This is a genomic window from uncultured Alteromonas sp. (genome assembly GCF_963976965.1).
Taxonomy (GTDB): domain Bacteria; phylum Pseudomonadota; class Gammaproteobacteria; order Enterobacterales; family Alteromonadaceae; genus Alteromonas; species Alteromonas naphthalenivorans.
This window is the reverse complement of record NZ_CAXBMP010000004.1, coordinates 196,093-212,900: the sequence shown is the minus strand read 5'-3', so window position 1 is coordinate 212,900 and position 16,808 is coordinate 196,093. Positions and strand designations below refer to the sequence as shown.

General features: G+C 43.7%; 15 protein-coding genes. 5 read left to right on the top strand and 10 right to left on the bottom strand.

What is annotated here, in order from left to right; genetic code table 11:
- Positions 1-23: 23 nt before the first annotated feature.
- Genes AAC006_RS05285 through AAC006_RS05275 form a run of 3 tightly spaced genes read right to left on the bottom strand, consistent with a single transcriptional unit; the run spans position 24 to position 4,103 of the window.
- Positions 24-1,112: a diguanylate cyclase gene (locus AAC006_RS05285; protein WP_339890850.1), complete on the bottom strand. Its 1,089-nt coding sequence runs from the start codon at positions 1,110-1,112 to the stop codon at positions 24-26.
- 47 nt (positions 1,113-1,159) lie between these two features.
- Positions 1,160-3,061 (bottom strand): ATP-binding protein, encoded by a 1,902-nt coding sequence (locus AAC006_RS05280; protein WP_339890848.1) that lies wholly within the window; start codon positions 3,059-3,061, stop codon positions 1,160-1,162.
- 19 nt (positions 3,062-3,080) lie between these two features.
- Positions 3,081-4,103: an ABC transporter substrate binding protein gene (locus tag AAC006_RS05275; RefSeq protein WP_339890846.1), complete on the bottom strand. Its 1,023-nt coding sequence runs from the start codon at positions 4,101-4,103 to the stop codon at positions 3,081-3,083.
- Positions 4,104-4,510: 407 nt separating this feature from the next.
- Between AAC006_RS05275 and AAC006_RS05270 the strand changes: the two genes are divergently transcribed.
- Positions 4,511-5,026, top strand: a complete 516-nt coding sequence (locus AAC006_RS05270) for a cupin domain-containing protein (protein ID WP_201299285.1) — start codon at positions 4,511-4,513, stop codon at positions 5,024-5,026.
- Positions 5,027-5,137: 111 nt separating this feature from the next.
- Here the strand turns inward: AAC006_RS05270 and AAC006_RS05265 are convergent, their stop codons facing one another.
- The 4 genes from AAC006_RS05265 to AAC006_RS05250 all read right to left on the bottom strand — a co-directional run bounded on the left by AAC006_RS05265 (position 5,138) and on the right by AAC006_RS05250 (position 9,700).
- The gene (locus AAC006_RS05265) at positions 5,138-6,130 is read right to left on the bottom strand and encodes an LLM class flavin-dependent oxidoreductase (protein ID WP_126874011.1); all 993 of its coding nucleotides are present in this window, start codon (positions 6,128-6,130) and stop codon (positions 5,138-5,140) included.
- Positions 6,131-6,225: 95 nt separating this feature from the next.
- Entirely contained in the window at positions 6,226-7,563 is a 1,338-nt protein-coding gene (locus AAC006_RS05260; RefSeq protein WP_126874010.1) for a serine hydrolase domain-containing protein, read from the bottom strand.
- 143 nt (positions 7,564-7,706) lie between these two features.
- Positions 7,707-8,942 carry an ABC transporter permease gene (locus tag AAC006_RS05255; RefSeq protein ID WP_126874009.1) on the bottom strand — a complete coding sequence of 412 codons (1,236 nt, stop codon included), beginning with the start codon at positions 8,940-8,942 and terminating at the stop codon, positions 7,707-7,709.
- The gene (locus AAC006_RS05250; protein WP_339890843.1) at positions 8,942-9,700 is read right to left on the bottom strand and encodes an ABC transporter ATP-binding protein; all 759 of its coding nucleotides are present in this window, start codon (positions 9,698-9,700) and stop codon (positions 8,942-8,944) included. Before AAC006_RS05250 ends, AAC006_RS05255 begins: the two co-directional genes overlap by 1 nt.
- A 203-nt stretch (positions 9,701-9,903) precedes the next feature.
- Here AAC006_RS05250 and AAC006_RS05245 point away from each other — a divergent pair, with 203 nt between their 5' ends.
- Genes AAC006_RS05245 through AAC006_RS05235 form a run of 3 tightly spaced genes read left to right on the top strand, consistent with a single transcriptional unit; the run spans position 9,904 to position 11,721 of the window.
- The gene (locus AAC006_RS05245; protein ID WP_339890842.1) at positions 9,904-10,491 is read left to right on the top strand and encodes a DUF3299 domain-containing protein; all 588 of its coding nucleotides are present in this window, start codon (positions 9,904-9,906) and stop codon (positions 10,489-10,491) included.
- 3 nt (positions 10,492-10,494) lie between these two features.
- A complete protein-coding gene (locus tag AAC006_RS05240) occupies positions 10,495-10,950 on the top strand; it encodes a hypothetical protein (protein WP_339890840.1) in 456 nt (151 codons plus the stop codon).
- A gap of 15 nt (positions 10,951-10,965) precedes the next feature.
- A complete protein-coding gene (locus AAC006_RS05235) occupies positions 10,966-11,721 on the top strand; it encodes a DUF3299 domain-containing protein (protein ID WP_339890839.1) in 756 nt (251 codons plus the stop codon).
- Between the two features lie 120 nt (positions 11,722-11,841).
- Here the strand turns inward: AAC006_RS05235 and AAC006_RS05230 are convergent, their stop codons facing one another.
- The 3 genes from AAC006_RS05230 to AAC006_RS05220 are packed head-to-tail and all read right to left on the bottom strand — an operon-like array spanning position 11,842 to position 14,062.
- Positions 11,842-12,969 (bottom strand): GTP-binding protein, encoded by a 1,128-nt coding sequence (locus tag AAC006_RS05230; protein ID WP_339890837.1) that lies wholly within the window; start codon positions 12,967-12,969, stop codon positions 11,842-11,844.
- 21 nt (positions 12,970-12,990) lie between these two features.
- Positions 12,991-13,410, bottom strand: a complete 420-nt coding sequence (locus tag AAC006_RS05225; RefSeq protein ID WP_126874006.1) for a MerC domain-containing protein — start codon at positions 13,408-13,410, stop codon at positions 12,991-12,993.
- A 40-nt stretch (positions 13,411-13,450) separates the two neighbouring features.
- Positions 13,451-14,062, bottom strand: a complete 612-nt coding sequence (locus AAC006_RS05220) for a DUF2796 domain-containing protein (RefSeq protein WP_208804569.1) — start codon at positions 14,060-14,062, stop codon at positions 13,451-13,453.
- 238 nt (positions 14,063-14,300) lie between these two features.
- Here AAC006_RS05220 and AAC006_RS05215 point away from each other — a divergent pair, with 238 nt between their 5' ends.
- Positions 14,301-16,769 carry a TonB-dependent receptor gene (locus AAC006_RS05215; protein ID WP_208804571.1) on the top strand — a complete coding sequence of 823 codons (2,469 nt, stop codon included), beginning with the start codon at positions 14,301-14,303 and terminating at the stop codon, positions 16,767-16,769.
- The last annotated feature ends 39 nt before the right edge of the window (positions 16,770-16,808 follow it).

Here is a 16,808-nt window from a genome sequence, read left to right as displayed (position 1 = left end):
CACACACGCTTATGCTTTCTGCGTTAACTATCGACGTTAATTTCACTTAGCGTCGATAGTAAATAAGTCCCCTTCCCCGCAGCCTTTGCTTGATAAAGCTCATTATCAGCTTGGTTAATTAAGCCTTCTAGAGTTTGCCGTTTCACATTATTAACGACCACAGCACCAATAGAGCAAGAGACGGTTTTCGCTGATGCATTTGGTGCATGCGGTAAGGCTTTTTCATCCCAGGTATCGAGTATTTGCTGGCAACTCTGTTCTACTTGCCTTGCAGAGACCCCACTGACGATAACCATAAACTCTTCGCCGCCATAACGACCCAGAATATCGGTTTGCCGTTGAAACACAGCGCGCATCACATCAGCCTGCGCCACAATGGCATCATCACCTTGCTGGTGACCAAAGGCATCGTTGTATTTTTTAAAGTCGTCTAAATCGAGCATAAAAACAGCGAAAGAAAGGTTCTGTCTTTTACTGAGCGACAGCAATCTCTCGCCTTCTTTCATCAGCGCACGTCTATTAAGAAGATGGGTTAACGGATCTTCACGGCTTAAGGTGTTTAGCTTCTTATTTGTTGATTTTAGAAGAATAACAATTCTATCTAAACGATATTTTGCATAAGCACATATAAACAAAGACCCAACCACAAATGACGTTGAAATCATCACGCGGTCGCCATAAACAGGCGCGATTACCATTAACCCAATAAACCCAGCGATACTTATAGTCGATGCTGCCAACGCCAACTTGTAGGTAACACCTAATGCAAATACACAATAGAATGCATATAAAATGGTGCCCTCGTAAGGAAAAGCAAACTCGTATAGCACCCAACTTTGGTAAATAAGCACATAGTTCGCGAAGGTTAACATGACCATCAGCCCTGCAAATATCCAGCTTCTGGCAGCATAAAAGAATTTAGAGAACGAAAGGGCGATAACCGCAAAGATAACTGGAATTTGATACAAAAGGCGGTTTTGAAGATAAAACTCGTACAAAGGGGAAGGTAACAACACTATATCCGCCAATATGAAAGAGGCGAGCAACAAAGCACCGATAATAAGAGCAACTCGAAGTCTTAAAATCTCTTTATGCTTTGTTACCACTTCCACCTATTTCTCCAGACACGGGTAATATCTTTCAGTAAGTATAGACACTTCTATAGGACTAGCTTAAGTAGACTACCTTTTAATGCCTCAATGGTAATAGGTTTAGTGACAACGTCGTTCATACCGTCTTGTTTAAAGGCATCATGGCGTTCTTTAAAAGCTTCTGCTGTAAGCCCAATAATAGGAATTTGGCTTACGTCACTCGGTAAACTTCGAATGCGCCTAGTGGCTTCAACACCATCCATCACTGGCATATGAATATCCATAAAGATAACGTCGAAGGTCTCTTCTTCAACTTTAACGGCCGCTTTTAAACCGTTGTCGACATGAGTAACCGTGCACCCAAGCTGTTCTAGTAGTGCCTGAGCCACCACGGCATTTATCGCATTGTCTTCTGCCAGTAGTACGCTAATACCCGGTTTAAGGATTGTATTTTTATCTAGGTTACTTTGCGCTTCTTGTAGTGACGCGCTATCAATAGTGCGGGCGCTAACCATAGCAGACATAGTAAAACACGACCCTTCACCCACTCGGCTCATAACTTTAACATCGCCACCTAGTATCTGTGAGAGCTCTTTAGCAATGGACAAACCTAAACCTGTGCCGCCATAACGACGTGAAATAGAAGAGTCGGATTGAGTAAACTTATCGAAAATATGTTCAAGCCTATCGGGTTCTATACCAATGCCTGTATCTTTCACAGAAATGACTAAACGATTTTCTTCTACCGATGGACCAGCTACCTTTTTAAGACTTGCTGTAACCGTCACCGTGCCTTTGTGTGTGAATTTGATGGCGTTACTGGCTAGGTTAATCACTATCTGGCGCAGTTTAGTCACATCACTCGTGACCATTACCGAGTCCAAATTCTTACTTTTATATTCTAACCGCGTGTGGTTTGCACTCGCATTGATACCTAGCAAGGTAATAAGATCGTTCAGCATGCTATCTAAATTAAATTCGGTCACATCAACTTCTGACATGCCAGACTCAATTTTAGATAAATCGAGTACATCGTTTATCACATTGGCAAGAATGGTGGCTGAAGAACGTAAATCTGAAGCATATTGCTTTTGCTTGTCATCTAACGGCGTGTCTAGCAATAAAGTAGCAAGCCCTTGAATACCGTTTAACGGCGTGCGAATTTCGTGGCTCATAACGGCAAGAAAGTCCGTTTTGGCTTTATTGGCAGCTTGTGCCCGTTCCACGTAATTTTCGATGTCTGCTGACATGGCCTCTACATCTTGGGCTAATTCACTCAGCTCATCTTTGCCGCTTACATCAATGCTAACCCGCTTGTGATTACCGGCAATACTGCTCGTTGCATCTTTAATTTTGCCAATTGGGGATACCACAAAATACTGAGTAATTTTCCCTATGAATAAACTCACTAAAATAACCGTAAACAAGGTAATAGCGATGGTTAGCCAAGCTATTTTTGATAATGATGATTCGAGCTCATCGGTAGATTGGCTAACCGTAAGCTTCCAGTTCCAAGGGTCGAACTTGCTACAGGCAAAGAGTACATCTTGGTCTCTCCACTCAGATTCACCAAATGCAATATCGGTAGCATTAATAGTGGTGATGGTGGCGTTGGCAGTATTGATGGGTGCCCATTCTTCATAGGTGCTAAATAGCTCAGCACCCGTTGACTTGTCACTTACCGCAAAATGCTTACCGGTTGATTGATGAAGCTCTGCTAGCTCGTCAAACACCTCTTTTTGATAGGCATCTCGAAATACAGGTACATTTTCCAAACCAGAATTCACCAGCAATTCGTGCCGCTCTCGCACGAACTCAATAAAGGTGAGTGATAAGGTTTGAGTAAGTAACTGATATTCTCGCTCTCTCACTGAGTCATAAGCCGTCAAATAGGCCCAATAGCCCGTTAGCGCCATCCCTGTAAACAGAATGGGGATATATATAGCTAAAAGTTTCGACTTAATTCGCATAGATATCTGGTACTACTCTTTATTGATAAACGTGATCTTTCGATAACTTTAAATACGTCGAGGGAATAGGAATATGCATCTTTATGGCGGTAGATACATTCACCCCTATTGTGTATTTATCCATTCTAGTGACAGCCATGGTATTCGCCCTCTCGCCACTTAAGATCCTCTTGGCGCGTAATGCACCTGATTTACCGATACTCTTTTCATCTGCTACAACGCCAAGTAACGCACCTTGCTGTACAGACTCTATACTTTCGGCAAAAATCGGTAATAGTTTAGTTTCTTTGTAAATAACATTAATGAGATCGTCGGCTTGAAGCAAGGGGCCAGTGGAAAGCCAATAAGCATCGAGGCCAGATGTTTCTACTTTTTCTTTAAGCACTTCCACTATACCAGCACGCATAGCACCTAACCCTAAAGTGCCTTCAACATAGGCGGTGCTCACCGTCACAAACTTCACGTTATCATACTGACTCTCGAGTGCTAACAGGCTTTCTACCGAACTTTTTGAAGATGGGTATTCTGAGTGCACCAGCCCAATAGTGATGGGTTCCTCCAGTGCAGAGGCTTTTAGTAAGCCATCAAGCATATCCAACTTCACCTTGGCATCTAATACGTGAGATTCACCGGTTATGTTTGACGTGCTATGTTCGCCAAACGCAGTGACTATGCCCTCTTTTACAGGGTCTGCCACTGTCATAAATAAAGTAGGAATCTCAGCCGCAGCGGAAAAGTTGTAAACCGCCCTAGTGGCAAGCGTAGCAATTGGTACTAACAGGTCCGGCGCTGCTTGCTCGGTGATTGTTTCCACAATAGACCTCGCCTTTTCTTCTAGACCCTCTGCATTATATATTTCTACGTCTATTTCATGATCGGGCATAACCAGCGTAAGTTCATCGATAAAGGCATCTTTTGTATTTATCACTACCGGTAAAGGACCCGTTTCTATTATGACCACACGTAGTGGTTTAGCGTTAACCTGAGCGTGAAATACAAAACAAAGGAGTATACTCACAATGAGTAGTGACGTTTTTTTCATCTTTATTTAGCCCAACTATTAAGCTTGTGAGTAGGTGATTAGTTTGAAATATCATAGTGTTAATCGACTTCGCTGCATAGCTGAAGTTCGTATAATATAGGCTTAAAACACCCATCAGTGTGATTGTAGGTAGTTTGCGCTAGATTAAGCGTTAAAAAGTGCCCTAGCGTACTAACCATCTATGATTTGGAGCCCATTATAATTTAAGGGCCATATAAAATGCCTAACCCGTTACGGCTAAACCTATCAAGGATAATAACCATATTATGAGGCGAATAAAATCTCTTATCCCTAGTACTCCCCCAAATATATGTTCTAGCAAAAAAATGACAACGCTAGGTATAGGTTTAAGCCTATGCCTGGCAAGCTTTTCGCCTATCGCTAACAACGAAATGAGGAACCAGAAAATGACGAACAATAATATGAAGACGTTAACGAAAGAACAAGTCATTGAACAACTCAACCTCTCTCATCACTTCGAAGGTGGGTATTTTCGCCAAAGCTTTAAAGCGGATCACAGAGACAAAGTAACAACGGCGCGTGGTGAACGCACCACCATGACCGCTATTTATTATATGCTTACGAACGACAATAGTATTGACCATTTTCATACTAAGTATTCCGATGGCATTGAGTTTTACCATATGGGCTCGCCCATTACTTACCATATGATTTACCCAGATGGCCATTACGAAAAAGTGGTAGTAGGGCCTGATATTGCCAACGGCCAGCAGTTGCAGCTTGCTGTTCCCGGTGGCACTTATAAAGCGGCCGAATTAACTGATGGCGACTATGGTTTGGTGAGCGAAGCGGTATCCCCTGGGTGGGAGCCTGAAGATATGATTGAAGTTTTTCAGCATGAATTGCTAGAAAAATTCCCGCAGCACAAAGCGCTTATTGAGCGTCTTGCGAATAAGAAATAACGCCCGTTGCTACACGTAAAAAGCCTGCTCTTAGCAGGCTTTTTTAATTCCATTCAAAGTGTCATATCCACATTTAGAGATAGGCGCATTTCTGCTAGACGTTGGTTTCGACTACATTTTCACTTCGGCCAAAAGCGCAACGCTTTTTAGTCGTGCCTCTAGATTATGAATGGGCATTGAAACAATTAACTCATCCACTTCTGTGGCTTCTACAAACTTAGCTAACTGCGTGGTTACCGTCGCTTTTGAGCCTACTAACGCATAACGCAATACATGAGACAGCATAGCGTAATCGGCTTCGCTGCAAATATTAGATAAATCATCTACAGGTTTAGCGAAAAGCTTATTCAGCCCGCGCCGCATATTCATAAACTGCTGTTGAACCGACGTGAACAAGTACTGAGCTTCTTCATCGGTATCGGCTACAACCGCCATTAACCCCGCCATCACGTGAGGCGTTTCTCGCTGCGCTGATGGTTTAAACATAGAACGATAAACATGCAAGGCATCGAACAGCTGGTCTGGTGCAAAGTGCGACGCAAAAGAATAAGGCAACCCAACCGATGCAGCCAATTGCGCACTGTATAAACTTGAACCCAACAACCATAACGGAATATGTGTGTTGGCACCCGGCACCGCGATAATTTTCTGCCCAGGCTCTGGGGCTCCCAAATAATGTTGAAGCTCTTTTATGTCATCAGGGTAGGTGTCTACATGCGCGTTGCTACTAAGGTTGCGACGCAATGCTTTTGCGGTAGCCATGTCGGTACCTGGGGCTCGGCCAAGCCCTAAATCTATGCGACCTGGGTACAAGGTTTCCAACGTACCGAATTGCTCGGCGATAACCAATGGTGCGTGATTTGGTAGCATTACACCACCTGCACCTACACGAATGTGGTTAGTAGCGCCGGCAATGTTGCCTAACATAACGGCGGTAGCAGAACTCGCCACACCATGCATACCGTGATGTTCTGCCAACCACACACGTTGATATCCACTACGCTCAGCTTGCTTAGCTAACTCTCGCGAGTTACTTAATGCATCGCTTATGCTTTGCCCGTCTGAAATAGGGGCAAGATCGAGTAGTGAAAGGGGTAATGACATGGCTAACCTCGTAAACGTTTTTTTGCAGTGTATCGCAAACTCAATATACGCCGAAAGGCTTTGCCACGGTTCACACGAGATACGCGATATTAGGTTTACTCTCGAGTAAACCTAAACTTCCCGCCGCCTTGTTGTAACTCGAAGCGAGTATAGTCAACTAGACCGCCGGCATTTTCAAACACAATAACAATACCTGCTGGCGTGAAACGAAATTCCGAGGCTGAATACGGAGTAAGACCAAGTACCGGTTGACCTGTAGCTTTCGCCGTTAGCACACTATCATCGACTTTTAACGTGATATTCAGAGGAATGTCTGGGGAGATAAACACACCTTCGTAGTTAACAAGGTATTCTTGCGCAAGCTCCACTGGCATCTGGGTCAAGTCAGGTATTTCATAATCAAGGCCATAATAAATACTCAATACGGCTATATTGATATCGTTCAGCGCATAATTTAACCCATTGGAAACCAGGCTTAAAACAACGTTATCGTCAGCAAAATAAGCCACGACTGAATTAAAACCGTCAATTCGCCCGTTGTGTCCAAAAGCCCTTTTGTCGTGAAAGGGGAATTGCAACAAGCCACGCCCTATACCTTGATTTACCTGTTTCATTTGGTTCAGCGAATCCTCAGAAACTAGCTCACCGGAAAAAAGGGCAGAGAGAAACAAGGCGACCTCGGTGGGCGTAGAGACAATTGCACCTGCGCCATGGGGGATACTCATATCGGAGAGGCTTGCAGGAGCCCAACCCGATGAGATAGGTTTATATGAGTTAGCTTGATTGCGCTTTACATCAATAGCCGCACCATAAATCGTTCTCGTTAGGTTTAATGGCATGCTAATACGCTGTTTTAGTTGATGGGCGTAAGTCGCTTTCGTAATATCTTCTATGATGAAGCCCAGCAGTAAATATCCGCTGTTCGAATAGCGCGTTTGGCTGCCTGGCTTAAAGTCACTTTCTAGCGCTTCGATAATTCCTATCATTTCACCCTTTGACTTGGGTGACGTCATATATTGACTAAATTCAGGTTTGTTAGTGAAATTATGAATCCCACTTCGGTGGCTAAGTAACATAGAGATTGTGATCTTATCGGCATTTTTAATATTGGGATAGAAGCCTGCCAATGTAGTATCTAAAGAAAGTTTCCCCTCCTCGATGAGCTGAAAAATCATTACAGATGTAAACACTTTAGTAATCGACCCTATGCGATACTGAGTGTGTTTATTGGCTTTCTTCTTCGTGGCTAAATCGGCATAACCTATTGAATTTTCGTAAACAGGCTTGCCATCTTCTACCACTGCCAAACTAAACATTGCCTTTTCATTTTCATCAAGCGCAGCTAGATACTTATCTAATTTAGCGGTATCAAAGCTTTGCGCAGACACATTAAAAATGCAGATAAAGAGAAGTAAACTAAAGCACTTTTTCATTTTTTGCTCCTTGCAGGCTCATGCTATGAGCGAATATAAATCATTCCATTTAACTAAGCGCGTAAGCGTGCTTTGTGAAGACTACGCTCGCCGCTGTAAACTAAGTTGCTGACCAGTCACCCATCAGTATACAGTACCACCCGCTACTTCGAAGAAAGTGAACTATGCAGTGCGTTTTTATACGCTTCAAATGCAGGAATTGCCGAGGTAACAATGGCTGCCAAAGTAATCACACTTACCACTTTTAACGTCTCTATTGTAAGCAAATTTGCACTTAAAAATAGACCATACTGAGACGCAAGCCAATCACTCGATAAGGTTAACGCTGCGCTAAGCAGCCCAATCGCCGCCACAATCGCTAACAATACTAAAATTAACGCTTCTACTAACACCAAGGTAAAAATAACCCCAGGCCCTGCACCTAACACCCGCAGTACGGCAATTTCGTTTTTGCGTTGCTGCATGGAAGCTAACAACATAGTCGATAAGCCAAACAATGAAGATATAAGCACTAAAATGCTAATTACTCGCAGTAGGTTTTCTACCGTACCCATCATTTGCCAAAGCTCGGTTAGCGCCACGCCAGGCAGTATGGCCATAAGCCTATCTGTTTTGTAGTTGTTGATATCGCGCTGAAGTTTGAAGGTCGCAAACTTTGAGGTTAGCCCAAGCATGACCGCTGTTACACTGTCTGGCGTGGTATTTACCGAGCTTGCATCGTTGAGCAATTGGTTTTGCTTTGAAGCCGATAAATGAATAGCTTCAATGGCGTTTAAGCTTACGTGCACGGTTTTATCTACTGGCGTGCCAGTGGCTGAAAGTATGCCGGTGATAGTGAAAGGGGTATTGTCATGATTGGTAAAACTGGTGTTACCAATACCATGAGAAATCACCACACTGTCCCCCACTTTATACCCTAGATCTTTGGCCACATCGGCGCCTATCACCGCTTCAAATAAGCTCGCGAAAGCTTTACCGTTTTGAAAACTGAGCGCTTGCTTGTTACCAAATTTGAAATGCTGAAAATAGTTATCGTTGGTGCCCATTACCCGAAAGCCGCGATGAGAATCTCCTAAAGAGATAGGAATTGCCCACGCTACTAATTTACTTTCCTGCAGTGCTTCATAGCTTGCATAGTTGATGTTACTGGTGGGGCTTCCCATCCTGAACACTGAATACAACAAGAGATTGAGCTGACCGCTTGGGGCGCCAACGATAAGATCAACATCTGAAATAGTTCGGTTAAAGCTCTCTTTTGCCTGCTGGCGAATATGCTCAACGCTTAGCAATACACTGATACTAATCAGCAACGAAAGAAACGTTAATATCACTGATTTTTTGCGACTACCTAAACTACTCCACGCTAACGACACTAACATTACTTGGCCTCCGCTGGCTGTTTTAGCGAGGACTGTTTTAGCGAGGACATCTCTACACTGGTTTCAAAAAACTTTTTCAAATACATATCGTGACTTACAAATATCAGTGTTGTGTTCTGCTGCTTACACATATCGATAAGAATGGTCATAAAGGCGTCTCGTGCGGCGGCATCTAAGGCAGATGTGGGTTCATCTACAAGTAATATTTCTGGTTTGTTGATTAATGCACGGGCAATGGCTACCCGCTGCTGCTGCCCTACACTCAGTGAATTAGCGGGCTGATGAAGAATAGTAGCGGGCAAATTAAGCCCTATCAGCAATGCTTCGGCCGCATCGGCCACATTGGTTTTGCCTGCCTTTGCAAAATATGTGGCCAGCTCAATATTTTTAAGCACGCTTAGGTAGGGAATCAAATTGAATTGCTGAAAAACCACGCCAATGTGCTGCGCGCGAAACTTATCGCGCTGCCTGGCAGGCAAGGCGGAAAATGGCTTGCCCAGTAACGATAACTCGCCGCTTTGTGGCGTTAGCACCCCTGCTAACAGATTAAGCAAGGTGGTTTTGCCAGAGCCTGAATGACCATGTAGGAAAACACGATCACCGTAATTCACCTTCCACGTAGGTATATGCAGCCCACTGCTGTTTGAATCTGCGTAATGATATTTAACGTCATTAAGCGCAATAGCATTGCCGTGGTTAGGCACTGCCTTTTTGGCGTGTGCTTTATTTTTCAAAGGTTGCTCTGGTGCTGCTGACAATGTGAATCATCTCCTTTTTGCATTACGCGATGTTTGCGTAAGAGTGGATGTAGCTGACACTAACGCTTTTAGGTCGCCATTCAAGCCAAAACTAAGCCTACTTGCTGTAAGGGTACGCTCAGTCAGACGACAAATGTACAACCCAGCCATGTTATGTTATAACGTTTTATACTAACCGTTATAATAATTCTTGGCTAAATAAAATGATGAAGTTCTTCTTACGCGCCCGCATTGGTATTTTTGTCGCGATAACAGGCATGCTTTTTTATCCTACAACATATGCTGAAGATATCGAAGCATCTGACTACCAAGAGGTGGAATGGACGCAGTTAATGCCTGAAGAAGATTTGGCGGCGCTGTTAAATCCACCAGATTATTTAGCTGGTATTGAAGACGGCTCTCAAGAAGATTCCGTGGAAGCCTTTGGCAATCAAGATTTTGATAACGAAACTACCAATCGCTTTCAACAAGCGCTGACATCAACGCAAGTCGTTAAAACCTTTGAGAATAAATCTATCCGTATTCCGGGCTTTATTGTTCCGCTTGAAAGCAGCAAATCGCAAATGGTCACAGAGTTTTTTATCGTACCTTACTTCGGTGCATGCATTCACATGCCTCCACCACCGCCAAATCAGATTATTTACGTGAGTATTGAGCAAGGTGTTGAACTGGAAAGTTTGTACGATCCATTCTGGTTCGAAGGCACCTTGGCTATCGACACCACTGAAAATGCGATGGGCACCGCGGCGTACCGTTTAGAGCACGTCAATGTGAAACCATACGAGGGATAATTGATGACACGATTTAATAAACTATTATCTGCCCTGCTAGCCTCTTTAACGGTTGTTTCTGCCGCACATGCTTGCGACCTACATGGCGGCGGTAATTTGGGCTTTGGCTTTAATCGGTTACACCCCCTTGCTCAGCAACATTATCAGGCGTCGGCGTTCAAAACCCTGTCGGTTAAACACGCTAAACAGGTAGACGTTATTGTTGATGAAGCCGCCACAGCGAAAATATCTTACGTGATACCGCTACGCTATCGTGATGTAAACGTTAGTTTTATAGGTAGCGATGGCGTAGAAATAGTGGGAGATAGCGCTGTGTTACTGGAACAAGACTCTGGCGTTTATAACTTAACGTTTACGGTAAAGCGCCCAGGCCAATCGCACATCTCTATCCAAATAAATGGATTTAGTGACGGGAAGCCTTTTTCACTGAGTCAAAAAATTGAACTACGCTCAGCATAAAAAGTGGATAAAGGAGTGAGTAAAGTCGCTGCTAAAGAAAAAGAGCTGGCTGCAGTTAACGCTAAGCGCAAACCATTGAAGATAGTACTACTTCTTTTCGTTTTCTTAGTGGCTGGCAGTGTATTCGCCAGGCTAGTTCAACTATATTGGCCCAGCATAAAACATCAGTTGTACACTAGCGAAGCACTTTATCAGACCAACAACCCTGAGTTACAGGCCTTATTCAGCCAAGAAGTTGAACAAAAAAGTGTAATGCGCTTAGGTTGGCAAGACTTACTGCCAGAACAAGAAGAAGCCACCTTACGTCAATATCAATCAGGGAACGACACAAGTGACTTATCGCCTACCCAAATCGGCACCGTTCAGTCTATAACGAATCAATTGCTATTATCTATTCAAGCCAGTAGCGATGAAAATTACATTTCAGCCCTTCACTCAACCAATATAGTACACACCATTTTAGGCAAAGCGATTTCTATTTCCGGCTTTATTGTACCGATAGAAGTGAATGAAGATCGCACACTACAAAGCTTTTTCGTGGTGCCTTACTACGGCGCTTGTATTCACTTTCCCCCTCCACCACCCAATCAAATTATTTTTGTACAACTGCCCGATGGATTTGCCCATCACAATTTAGCCGACGCATTTACGTTAACGGGTATTTTAGAACAGGGTATGTTTGAAGACCCCCTTGGAACCTCAGCGTATATCCTTAACGTGTACGACATTGAGGCTTACCATGGTCAGCCTGATGACTTTCGAGCTCACTAGGTTTATCAAGAACAATAGATGCTATTTTTCACAAACGCTGACAGGTTTGCGTTAGCTATTCTCCTAAGCATTTAAAGTGAATTTAGTGAGCATTTCGTAAACATTTAATGCAGAGTGCATTTAGTTTTCATCTAGCTGACATGCAACTAATTGCTGCTCCCACAGCTCGCTAATGTCACCGGCGTTCGATTTGGAAGTATCTGCTCCACAAGCATCCAATTCATTAAAAATTACTTCTATGCGGCTTTCTAAACAATCATCCAATTCTTTTTCTGATATTGCATCGTCTACAATGTTGTAGCTAAAAATACCTTCATGGGTGATCATTATTGCTTTAAGCCTTTCCACCTTTAGCTTGCCTAACCATTCATGTAACGCGTTTCGGTTAAAGACAATATAAGGTGAAAAACGCCACCCCATACTTTGAAAGCCTTCTCCACTATTTTCAATTTTAACAAAGCCGGTTTCAGGTAGGGGCGCTTCGTTAATATTACTAGCTTGATTGTGCTTATGGTCGTGATGATCTTGATGATCGCTACCAGTGTTTACATGGGTGTGATATTCATCACCATGAGAATGACGAGGTATAGGTTGCTTCATTGCTTTAACCACATCAGAAGCCCCCTCTAGCAACGATGGCGCTAACTTCCCATGCTGTGCAAAAACAATATCCGGCATGGGGTCGCGGCGGTTAGCAACGTAATCAATGAGCAGCTGTTTAGATTCATCTTGGTATAAATCTTCTTTGTTACCTACGACAATATCCGCAACATCAATTTGCTGGTTGAAAGTCTCATGAAGTGTATAGCGTATATCTGTGAGCTTTCGGGCATCTACCAAGGTGATATTCTTTTGAATATTGAGCACCTCTTGATAATGATCGGCTGACAACACTTCTAAGACTTCCCTTGGGTGCCCTAGCCCCGTAGGCTCTATGAGTAAACGATGGGGTCGAGCGCGTGCAAGTAACTGATTAAGCGCAATTTGCATAGACAACCCTGAAGCACAGCACATACAGCCGCCGGGTACTTCACGCACAAACACACCGCTTTGTTCGGTATGTACGCCCTTAAAAAAGCCACCATCAATACCAATTTCACCAAACTCATTAACTAAAACAGCCCACCGCTCATGCTCTGGCTTAGCCTCTAGTAAGGATAAAATGGCGCTTGTTTTCCCTACGCCTAAAAAACCACTGATAATATTGGTTGGAATAGCACTTAATTTTTCAAGCTTGCCTAATGTCATACACCCCCTTCCTTGACGCCGTTATTTATGTGTAATGATGTGCGGGTAATCGGTTTCATTATCTGTTTGGCGGCGTAGTCTTAGGTTTCGAATATGGCTAAATGCAATAAAGCTAGACCCTATTACCGTTAACACCACTTCACCGTATTCGCCCAACACATCGTGCCCTAACACTGCGGCTAAAATAAGCAATGATAGCCCTACACCACCCACCAAAAGCATGGTGTGATTTCGGTGGTAAAGATAGCCCATCATGAGTGCAATAACACTGATGGGCACTACGAAAAACAGCAACGTTTTATGAAACAACTCGTCATCTAAAGCTAATATGCCCGCTAGCGGCGGGAGAAGAAGTAATAAAACAGGAAATAATAAGCAGTGCACCACGCATAGCATAGACAGTGCTATGGCAGCTTTATCGCTTATTTTTTGAAAATTCATTCAGTATGGTTCCTTATTTTTAACCTACCAGATTTTTAGCTTACCAGCGTAACGTTGGCTGACCGGCAGATAACTCAGAAAGACCTTGTCCACGTTCAGTGATCCACTGAGCTTGGATAGCACTTAGCGATGGCATCGATTCAAATAGGGTAACGGTAATGCCAGACACCGCATCATCACAGTGAAATTGATATTCAACTTCAATATTTTGATGATTTTCTTCTTCGTGTTCATCGTGCCCTTCATGCTCGTCATGTTCTTTGTGCAAAGCATGCTCGTTCTTGTGCGCCTCGTCATGATCACCCGAGTGAGCTTCGTGAGTATCTTCATGGTCGCTTTTATGATGGTCTTCATGCGCTTCTAATGTGTGCTCAACACCCACTAACTCGCACTTACCCTCTACATCAATCACGTTGGTATTTAAGGTGAACCTTTCGGCAAGCAAATTTTGATTATTTAGTTGCTCGGTCGTTTCAGGTTCGTGCTCAAAGCCAAGAGCATCTGCGGCAGGTAATACAAGCTGAAGGTGAAGCATGCTGCCCTCTTGAGAAACTAAAAGCTCGCCTTGCCCGTGCACATGCGGCTGTGCATTTACGGCAAATCCTACACTAGAAAAAAAGAGTAAAGAGACTGCTAAACAGGGCTTTTTCATGAATCTACCTTTTTATAAATTTTTTCAATGGTGAGCGACTTTATTGTTTACCGAAGTGGAGTGTATACACTTAAGCGCCTTTTCGGGAAACGTTGATTACAACGAGTAAGTGGTTGTACTTTAAATTTGGACGCTTCTCGATCTTGAACTAATTCTTCATTTTCTTTGATTGCATTTTGATACATTATAACATAACAATAAATAAGATTAAAATTATAACTTAGTATCGGGGTTAAGAATGGTTAGGGTTACCAAGGTAGCAGCATTAGTAAGCGCATTATTGTCGACCAGCGCTTTAGCACAGAATATAGAGGGCACTGTGCTGAATAAAAATGGAAGTGCCGTAGTAGGTGCAAAGGTAGAAGTAGAAGGAACAAACCAACGTACGGTAACTAACAGCGAAGGTCAGTTCTCGCTTCGTGACGTTAGCAACGGCAAAGCCGAGTTGCATATTTCAGCACCGAACTTTGCGCATCTTCATCAAGATATTACGCTGGCTGAAGGCGAGCCGCTGCAACTTTCACTTACGTTAAATCGTTCTCCAATTGAAGTGGTGGACGTACTTGCTACGCCCATTCATTTGTCAGTGATGGAGTCTGCATCACCGGTGAGTGTGTTAGCGGGCGATACCCTTCGTCGCCAACAAACATCCACCCTAGGCGATAGTTTAGAAAAAGTGGCCGGTGTACACACTAGCTTCCACGCAAAAGTAGCCAGTACACCGGTTATTCGTGGATTAAGTGGCCCTAGAGTACTTATTGCGCAAAATGGCTTAGACGTGAGTGATGTTTCACGAGTAGGCCCTGATCATTCGGTGGCATCAGAGGCTTCAACGGCTCAGCAAATCGAAGTACTTCGTGGCCCTGCAACCTTGTTCTACGGTAGCGGCGCGGTTGGCGGTGTTGTGAATGTAGTAGATGGTCGCATACCAACTGATAGTACAACGCGAGGCGAATGGTTACTTGAAACCAACTCGGTTGATGATCAACAGCTTGGCTCTTTCAATGTAACCACAGGGAATGAGTCTTTCGCCTTTTATGCTGATGGCTATTGGCGCGAATCTAACGACTATGATGTTCCTGTTTCACCTGAAGTAGAGCACGACGATCATGGCGAAGAAGAGCATGATGAAGAGCAGTCAAGAGTTGTAGAGAACAGTAACGAAGCGTCGAGTGGCTTTACCGTTGGCACCAGTTATTTGTTCGATAAAGGCTATGTAGGGCTTTCAGTTGAGCAATTTAATCGTGAATACGGCATTCCTGGCCATACCCATGGCGAAGAAGAGCATGATGACGACCACGAGGAAGAACTTGATGAAACGCATCATGAGGATGAATCTGTTTTTGCCGACCTTGAGCAAACCCGTGTTCAACTTCAAGGTGAATACAATATTGCAGGCAGTTGGGTAAAACAAATTCAGCTACGTGGCGGATTTACCGACTACGAACACGCTGAAATTGAAGAAGGTGAAGCAGGCACCTTGTTTGAAAATGAAACCCATGAGTTAAAACTCGATGTTTTACACGCTCCTATAAATGACTGGAATGGCGCGTTGAGCTTTCATTATAAAAACAGCGATGCATCAGCCCAAGGAGAAGAAGCCTTTACTCCCCCTTCGGTGACTGAAACCATTGCGATGGCTATCATGGAAGAAAAGCGCTTTGATGATGTACTCATTCAACTCGGTGCCCGTATAGAACATGTATCGTTGGAAGCGGATAACGTTTTATTACCTTCTTTAGATACCCATGATCATGATGAAGAACACGATGATGATCATGAAGATGAGGGCCACGACGACGAGCATGAAGACGAGCATGAAGACACCTTGGTATTCCCTATCGATGAATCATTTACTGCATTAAGCATCTCGGCGGGTTTGGTATGGGACTTCGCACCAGGTTACAACGTGGGAATCTCAGTATCTCGTTCAGAGCGCGCGCCATCAGCCTCTGAGCTACTTTCATTTGGCCCCCATATTGGCACCAGTACTTATGAAGTTGGGGCTTTATTTGCCCTTCATGAAGAGGAAGGCGAAGCGCATATCGAGCTTGGTGAAGGCAGTATTGAACTTGAAACTGCGAATAATATCGACCTTACCTTACGTAAAACCGAAGGTAACTTAGGGTTTGTATTAAATGCGTTTTATAACCAAATCGACAACTATTACTACCAAACCAATACCGGCCTTTTTGCTGAAAGCGGACACGACCATGGCGAAGAAGAGGGTGATGATCACGACGAGCACACTGATGAACTGCCAGTCTATATTTTCAAAACTGATGATGTGATATTACATGGTTTTGAAGCACAAGTTGCTTGGCAAACTACAGATGAATTCAAAACCACAGTATTTGCCGACTACGTGAGAGCACGTTTGCAAGATGGAGGCGACTTACCTCGCACTCCACCGCTTCGAGTTGGTACGCAGTTTAGTTACCAAACTGAACGATTAAGTGCTCACCTAGATATTACACGTTACGAAGAGCAAGACCGTATTGGTGAAGGTGAAACCGCAACCGATGGCTATACCCTAGTAGATGCCAGCGTGTCATACGACTTAGATGTACTTAATCAAGATATTTCAGTGTATTTGAAAGGCACAAACCTGACCGATACCGAAGCCAGAGTACATACTTCATTCTTAAAAGATATAGCTCCACGACCTGGCCGCAGCTTTGCACTTGGTGTGAGGGGGTATTTCTAAAGGAAGTCGTTAAAATTTGACGCTTAGAATGGCAGTGTA